We start from the raw sequence: 6,730 nt of genomic DNA, 5'->3' as shown, positions 1-6,730 counted from the left end.
ATTTAGTATAATGAAAATTATTTAAATAAATTATATTCTGAAAATATTTAGTGGACGTTCACCATTATAAGAGACAACACTCTTTGTTTCAGTATAAAGGTCAAGTGTTTCAACACTTAATTCTCTTCCAAACCCTGATTGTTTGTAGCCACCAAACGGTGTTCCAGGGAATGCTGAAATTGGACAGTTTACCATTACGATACCTGCACGAAGACCTTCTGCTATTCGATGTGCTTTACCATGATCTTTCGTCCAAACAGCTGAACCAAGTCCAAAAATAGAATCATTGGATTGCTTGAGCACTTCATTTTCATCTTTAAATTTCATGATAACAACGACTGGACCGAAGACTTCTTCTTGAGCAATTCGCATATCATTCGTTACATTTCCGATAACGGTTGGTAAATACCAGTAACCTTTATCAAATTCGCCACCTTCTGGTCTTTTTCCTCCATAAAGAATTTCTCCGCCCTCTTCAATAGCAAGCTTTACATAACCATCAACAACTTCTTCATGTTCTTTTGAAATCAGGGCTCCCATATGGGTTTCCTTATCGAATGGATCGCCGACCTTCAGTTTTTTAGCCTTTTCAACAAACTTTTCGACAAACTCATCGTAAATATTTTCATGTACAAATAACCTTGAACGAGCTTCACAGGATTGACCCGTGTTATAGAAGATACCATAGATAGAACCTACAACCGCACCATCAATATCCGCATCATCAAAGACGATATTAGGAGATTTTCCTCCGAGCTCTAAAGTAACACGCTTTAAGGTTGTCGAAGCTTTCGCCATAATGTCTTTTCCAGTTTCCGTTTCACCTGTAAAGGCAACCTTGTCGACACCTGGATGAGTCGTTAAGTATGGACCAATTACCGAACCACTTCCCGTGATAACATTCACGACACCTGCTGGAACTCCTGCCTCATGACAAATATCTGCGAGCATATAAGCGGTAATCGGTGTATGTGATGCAGGCTTTAGTATTACTGGACATCCAGCTGCTATTGCAGGTGCGATTTTCCAAGCAGCCATCATTAACGGGTAATTCCATGGAATGATTTGTGCGCAAACCCCAACTGGTTCTTTAACTGTGTAGTTAAAAAAACCATTTGGAACCGGGTTTGTACGTCCGCCAAAGGTGGTGATGGCTCCCGCATAAAATTCAAAGTCTTCAATTGCCTGACCAATTTGTCCTTTTGCAGCAGCGACTGTTTTTCCACTATTTAATACTTCTGCTTCAACGAGGTCATTGAAGCGTTCACGCATGATTTCTGCAATTTTATTAAGAACCCTTGCTCTTCTTGCTTGAGGCAGTTTCGGCCACTTGCCATTTTCAAATGCATTTCTAGCTGCGTCAACAGCTCGATCTACATCTACCTTCGTTGCCTTTGCCACTCTTGCTAAAACTTCACCAGTTGCAGGGTTATAGGTTTCAAAAAATTCATGATTGCTGCTATTTGAGTATTCTCCATTAATTAAGAGTTGGTACGTTTCTTTTAAATGCACCATAGATGTTGTTTCACTCCTTACATTTTCTCGATAATCGTTGCGATTCCTTGACCAACGCCGATGCACATGGTTGCCAAACCATAACGCACATCACGTTTTTGCATCTCATGAACAAGTGTTGTCACAATTCGTGAACCGCTACACCCAAGCGGATGTCCTAATGCAATTGCACCACCATTGACGTTCACTTTGTCCATATCAAGTTCTAGTTCTTTAATGCAGGCAACAGACTGTGCCGCAAATGCTTCGTTAATTTCGATTAAATCAAGATCGTTAACGGTTAAACCGGCTCTTTGCAATGCTTTTCTTGTTGCCGGAACCGGACCAATTCCCATATAATCTGGATGGACTCCACTTACAGCCGATGTTACGACTCTCGCAATTGGCTTTAATCCAAGCCTTTCTGCAAGCTCTTTTTCCATTACAAGAATGGCGCTAGAACCATCATTAATCCCTGATGAATTTCCCGCTGTTACAGTCCCATTCTTTCGGAAAACAGGTTTTAATTTCGACAATGTTTCCAAAGTCGTTTCAGGACGAGCATGTTCATCTTCCTTGAAAAGGAGAGGTGCTCCTTTTCTTTGCGGAATTTCAATCGGTACAATCTCATCATTGAATCTTCCACTTTTAATCGCCGCTGCGCACCTTTCTTGACTTGCAAGCGCAAGTTCATCCTGCTCTGCTCTTGAAACCCCATATTTTTCAGCAACATTTTCAGCTGTTTCTCCTAGACTAATCGGAGGATACATATCATTCATTACTGGATTTACAAGTCTCCAGCCGAGCATAGTGTCATGTAAGGTTTGGTTCCCTCTCGCATTTGCCACTTGTGGTTTCATCATCACGTACGGCGCACGGGTCATACTTTCCGTTCCACCAGCAATAAAGACATCCCCTAAACCTGACTTAATCGCTGCAGAAGCCTGATTGACCGCCTCTAATCCAGATCCACAAAGGCGATTTACTGTTACTCCTGGAATCGAAACAGGCAAACCCGCTAATAACAATCCCATTCTTGCAACGTTTCGATTATCCTCACCTGCTTGATTCGCACAACCGAACAACACATCTTCAATTAATGACGAATCAAGATCTACCCTAGCCATTAGCTGTTTTATCACATGACCCGCAAGATCATCTGGTCGTACACTTGTGAGTGAACCATTCAGTTTCCCAATCGGTGTCCGAACAGCATCTATTATGACAGCTTCTCTCATACTGAAAGCTCCTTCTTACGGTTTTGATAATGGTAAAAGCATTTATCGGTTTCTCCACCAATCCACCCCGCATACACGAGCTTCCGGATAAGTGGAGCCGGTCGGTAACGCTCTTCTCCCAATTCACGATATAAACCACTTAATACGGCGTATATGTCATCAAGCCCGATTTCCTGAGCCCACTCAAGCGGACCCTTAGGATAATTGGTACCTTTTTTCATCGCAACATCAATTGCATCCGCCTCAGCTGCTTGCTCCGTTAGTGCATAGGCCGCTTCATTGACAATCATTGATAAAATCCTTGGGAATACAAATCCTACTTCATCCTCAACAATTTCAATGTCTTGATCAATCAATGAAAAAACGTCTGCAGCAGCCTGCGCATACCTTGGCTCTGCTTGTAACGGCAATGCCACTTCGATTAAGCTGCCTTCTTTAAAATTGGCAAATGTCCCAAACCCTACTACTCTTTCAGGGTGGGTCAGCCATGAAGCAATCTCTGTCGCTGTTACACCAAGAGTAGTCGATAGAATTAAAGTAGTAGGCGAAACACTTGCTTCAATTTCTTGGATTCTATGTTTCTTTTCTTCCTTATCAAGGTTAGTCGTTTCAATCACAACATCGACTTGCGCAATTCCTAGGTTGGAATCAACTACATGAACTCCAGCCTTTCCTTGAAAAGAATTGGAGAGTTCTTTTGAGAGTAAATTATCTCCTACAATGACGATGTTTTTAGTTGTCATATTCGAAGAACCCTCCTTTTGTTTTTCTACCCAAGCTACCCGATTGAACCATACGCTCTTGGAAGTAATGAGGACGGAATCTACTTTCTCCATGAAATCCTTCATACACTGATTTGGTAGTGGCGAAATTGATATCAATTCCGATTAAATCCTGTAATTCGAAAGGACCCATTTTAAAATTCCCAGCGCGTTTCATAATACGATCGATTTGTTCAACCGATGCAATCTTGTCATTCATAATTCGTAAAGCTTCATTGTAAAATGGTCGTGCCACCCGGTTCACGATAAAACCTGGTGTATCCTTACACATAACTGGACTCTTTTGAATGGTTTTAGCAAATTGAACAAGGGTTTCAACAGTTGAGGAAGCTGTTTTTAAGCCCTTTACCACTTCTACAAGTGGCATAATTGGGGCCGGGTTAAAAAAGTGAAGTCCGGCGATTCGTTCTGGATTGGCGCTTTGACCAGAGATTTCTGTAATCGAAAGTGAGGAAGTATTCGACGCCAAAATCGAAACTTTCGTACAGATTTTTTCCAGTTGTGAAAAAATAGACCGTTTGATTTCTAGCTTTTCAGGCGCTGCCTCAATTACCAATTGGCAGTCGGCAAATGAGATCATATCCGTTGTGGTACTCAAATCCCTTTTCGCTTGTTCTGCGGTTAAAAGGCTCATTTTTTCTTTTACAACTAATCTATCAAGCTTTGATTCTATTGATTCTTTCGCACGAGAAACCGTTTCTTCATCAATATCAAAGAGAACAACAGGGTATCCATTTTGTACGATTAACTGAGCGATCCCTGCCCCCATGGTTCCTGAACCAATCACACCAACTTTGTTAATTTGCATACTATTCGATCCCTTCTACTTAGCCGCATCTTCCTTTTGCCATCGAATATATTCGAATACACTTCTACATTCATTACAATAGTATTGCCTGACTAGTTGGGCTGTACCAAAGGATGAAATCTTCTTCACATCATTAGATGAACAAAATGAACACTGTACATTCTCTTTGTTAGACGACATTTTGTTTCGCCATTTCCCTTGAGATTTCTTGAATCGTTTCATCAAATTGTTCTACTAATCTCGCATTCTTTGGAATGATGTTTTCTGTGACGAAATACATATCATTTTCTACCCCGATTAACCATTCCTTTGCTTCCCGAGCCGTATTTGAAATTGCATCAAGGCATCTTCTCGGAATAGAACCTTTATCAAGTAAAAGCTGTTCACACCAGCTCTGTGAGTAGATGAGATGCTCCTGCTGCTCCTTTAGCATTTTTGTAAAAGGTGGGTTCACATTCGGGTTATTTGCATCAATCATTGCTTTCATGACTAAATCAACTGCAACATTTGTTACGTATAATCCTGCAATGAGTTCAACCCAGTTCCCAATTTCCACATTCTGTTGAAATGCCTTGCCTGTTTGGGCCTTAACTTCCGCCTTCACACCTGTTAGGTCAGATACCCAGCGATATAAAAGTCTTGAATGACCTAGTTCCTGCTGAGCCATTGCAATGGATGAAAGTGTTCCTTCCAATGTGGGGCCACTGATGCCGATTTCGACTAATCGGTCACCTAAAATAAATTTATTATCGGCAATCGTTTCGCCTAGTTCTATTAACGAAATATGTTCCTTAGTCAACATCCTCACTCCTTTGCAAATAATGGTTCTGGGCTTCGAACGCAAACAAGCGCATCTTTTTTCACCACGTGCATTTCAACCCAATCTTCTTCATCGTAAATATGCTGCGCATAGATTCTTGCCAATTCATCATTAACAGCTTTAAATGTTCCCACATGAATAAGTTCATCCCCACGATTGATTCGAGTAAGAAGAAGGTAATCATGCTTAATTGCGTCCTCTACTGTCATGAACTTACCCCCCAGTGCTTTAATTTGTTCTTTCCTTCTTCACTTAGGTTTGCTGTTGTCCAAGGTGGATCCCATACAACCTGGATCTTAACGTCTTCTACCTCTTCTTCTTTTAACAAACGTTCTTTTATATCATTTTCAATCCACTGCATACAAGCACATCCAGTGGAGGTATAGGTCATTTCAACCTCTAAACCGCTTTCATTTTCTGTGATGTTATAAATTAATCCCATATCCACAACACTAATTGGAAACTCCGGATCCATCACTTCCTTAAGGGCATCCCAATACCTAGTTGTTGATTTTTCGTTTTGGGTTATTCCACTCATGCTTTATGCCTCCTCTGCTCTCATTTCTTCTAACTCCCAAACTCCCTTTTGGATTCGAGTAACAAACTCTTTATTTTGAGGTCCTCTTTGCTTAAAGCGTTCAATGGCCCCTTCCCATGTATCGGGTTGGTCTGTTAACCACTTTTTGTTTTCAGCATCAAATTTACAAGGGAATGGAACATCAATAACGTATTTACCTTGTTCTTCATCGAAATGGGCTGGAACCTTGACTCCAATAGATTCACAGAATGGAACAGCTGTTGATAACCACTTTTGTCTTAGTTCATCATTAGTTCTTCCTTTTAATCGATAATCCAATTGTGCTGAACGGCTCTTAAGATTATCCGCAACACCGAAGAACTCAAGTGCCATTAAGAACATCCAATCAACTGCGTCCTGTACCTGCTTTGCTGTTTCTGGCTTCTTCATCGCATTTTTCATAATGATTTCACCATTACGAAGGTGAAATAATTCTTCCTTATCGACCTTTACAAGTGCACGTTTCCAAGGTCCATAGGAAGTATGTTCATACGCATCACCCAAAAGCGTATATCCAGAACGGTCAAACAATCCGTTAAAGACTCCTAATTCAACCCAGTTGTCTAATTTAAAATCAAAGGCATATGGATTTTTCCATCGGTTCGCTGGTCTACGGTAAAGCATTTCATCAATATCCTCACCGAGATCTTCCAGTAAGCGGTATGCGATATGAGCATGACCGATTTCATCTTGTATAACTGCTAGAGCGGTGATTTTATAGTTTAAGTTTGGGGCTTGATCGTAGACTGTTAATAATGGTGGTACGCTAAGAAGTTCTGTATCTCCAACAATCGCCAGTGTTTGTTTCAATGCTTTCAAATATTCATCATTCATATCCTCCAAGCGCTCAACTATAAAACCATTTTGTACCTTTTCCAGTAATACCTCAGCTTCCTTTATACTCATCAATGAACACCTCTTTGTATTACGTTTTTTTATCTACCGTTTATATTTAGTAATATAGAATATTTTAAATTCTTTGTCAACATGTTTATGTTGTTTTTTAAACGT

General features: G+C 40.5%; 9 protein-coding genes. All 9 read right to left on the bottom strand.

The genetic code is table 11. From position 1 onward, the window contains the following. Positions 1–30 precede the first annotated feature (30 nt). Genes V7147_RS22110 through V7147_RS22075 form a run of 9 tightly spaced genes read right to left on the bottom strand, consistent with a single transcriptional unit; the run spans position 31 to position 6,625 of the window. A complete protein-coding gene (locus tag V7147_RS22110; RefSeq protein ID WP_335369968.1) occupies positions 31–1,515 on the bottom strand; it encodes an aldehyde dehydrogenase family protein in 1,485 nt (494 codons plus the stop codon). 17 nt (positions 1,516–1,532) lie between these two features. Then, complete coding sequence (locus V7147_RS22105) at positions 1,533–2,732, bottom strand: thiolase family protein (RefSeq protein ID WP_335369967.1); 1,200 nt, start codon at positions 2,730–2,732, stop codon at positions 1,533–1,535. Beyond that, a complete protein-coding gene (locus V7147_RS22100) occupies positions 2,729–3,475 on the bottom strand; it encodes a 3-hydroxyacyl-CoA dehydrogenase family protein (RefSeq protein ID WP_335369966.1) in 747 nt (248 codons plus the stop codon). The genes V7147_RS22105 and V7147_RS22100 overlap by 4 nt, the downstream gene beginning before the upstream one ends. Continuing rightward, a complete protein-coding gene (locus V7147_RS22095) occupies positions 3,465–4,322 on the bottom strand; it encodes a 3-hydroxyacyl-CoA dehydrogenase NAD-binding domain-containing protein (protein WP_335369965.1) in 858 nt (285 codons plus the stop codon). The genes V7147_RS22100 and V7147_RS22095 overlap by 11 nt, the downstream gene beginning before the upstream one ends. Positions 4,323–4,337: 15 nt before the next feature. Then, complete coding sequence (locus V7147_RS25290; protein WP_438824632.1) at positions 4,338–4,502, bottom strand: PaaD-like zinc ribbon domain-containing protein; 165 nt, start codon at positions 4,500–4,502, stop codon at positions 4,338–4,340. Further along, positions 4,492–5,124 (bottom strand): Phenylacetic acid catabolic protein, encoded by a 633-nt coding sequence (locus V7147_RS22090; RefSeq protein ID WP_335369964.1) that lies wholly within the window; start codon positions 5,122–5,124, stop codon positions 4,492–4,494. The genes V7147_RS25290 and V7147_RS22090 overlap by 11 nt, the downstream gene beginning before the upstream one ends. 2 nt (positions 5,125–5,126) lie before the next feature. Then, positions 5,127–5,351, bottom strand: a complete 225-nt coding sequence (locus V7147_RS22085) for a hypothetical protein (RefSeq protein WP_335369963.1) — start codon at positions 5,349–5,351, stop codon at positions 5,127–5,129. Continuing rightward, complete coding sequence (locus V7147_RS22080; RefSeq protein ID WP_335369962.1) at positions 5,348–5,680, bottom strand: metal-sulfur cluster assembly factor; 333 nt, start codon at positions 5,678–5,680, stop codon at positions 5,348–5,350. The genes V7147_RS22085 and V7147_RS22080 overlap by 4 nt, the downstream gene beginning before the upstream one ends. 3 nt (positions 5,681–5,683) lie before the next feature. Next, complete coding sequence (locus tag V7147_RS22075) at positions 5,684–6,625, bottom strand: Phenylacetic acid catabolic protein (RefSeq protein WP_438824631.1); 942 nt, start codon at positions 6,623–6,625, stop codon at positions 5,684–5,686. Positions 6,626–6,730: the final 105 nt, after the last annotated feature.

It is taken from the genome of Bacillus sp. JJ1521 (assembly GCF_036965165.1).
Classification (GTDB): Bacteria; Bacillota; Bacilli; order Bacillales; family Bacillaceae_L; genus Ferdinandcohnia.
This window is presented reverse-complemented; position numbering and strand designations above follow the sequence as displayed.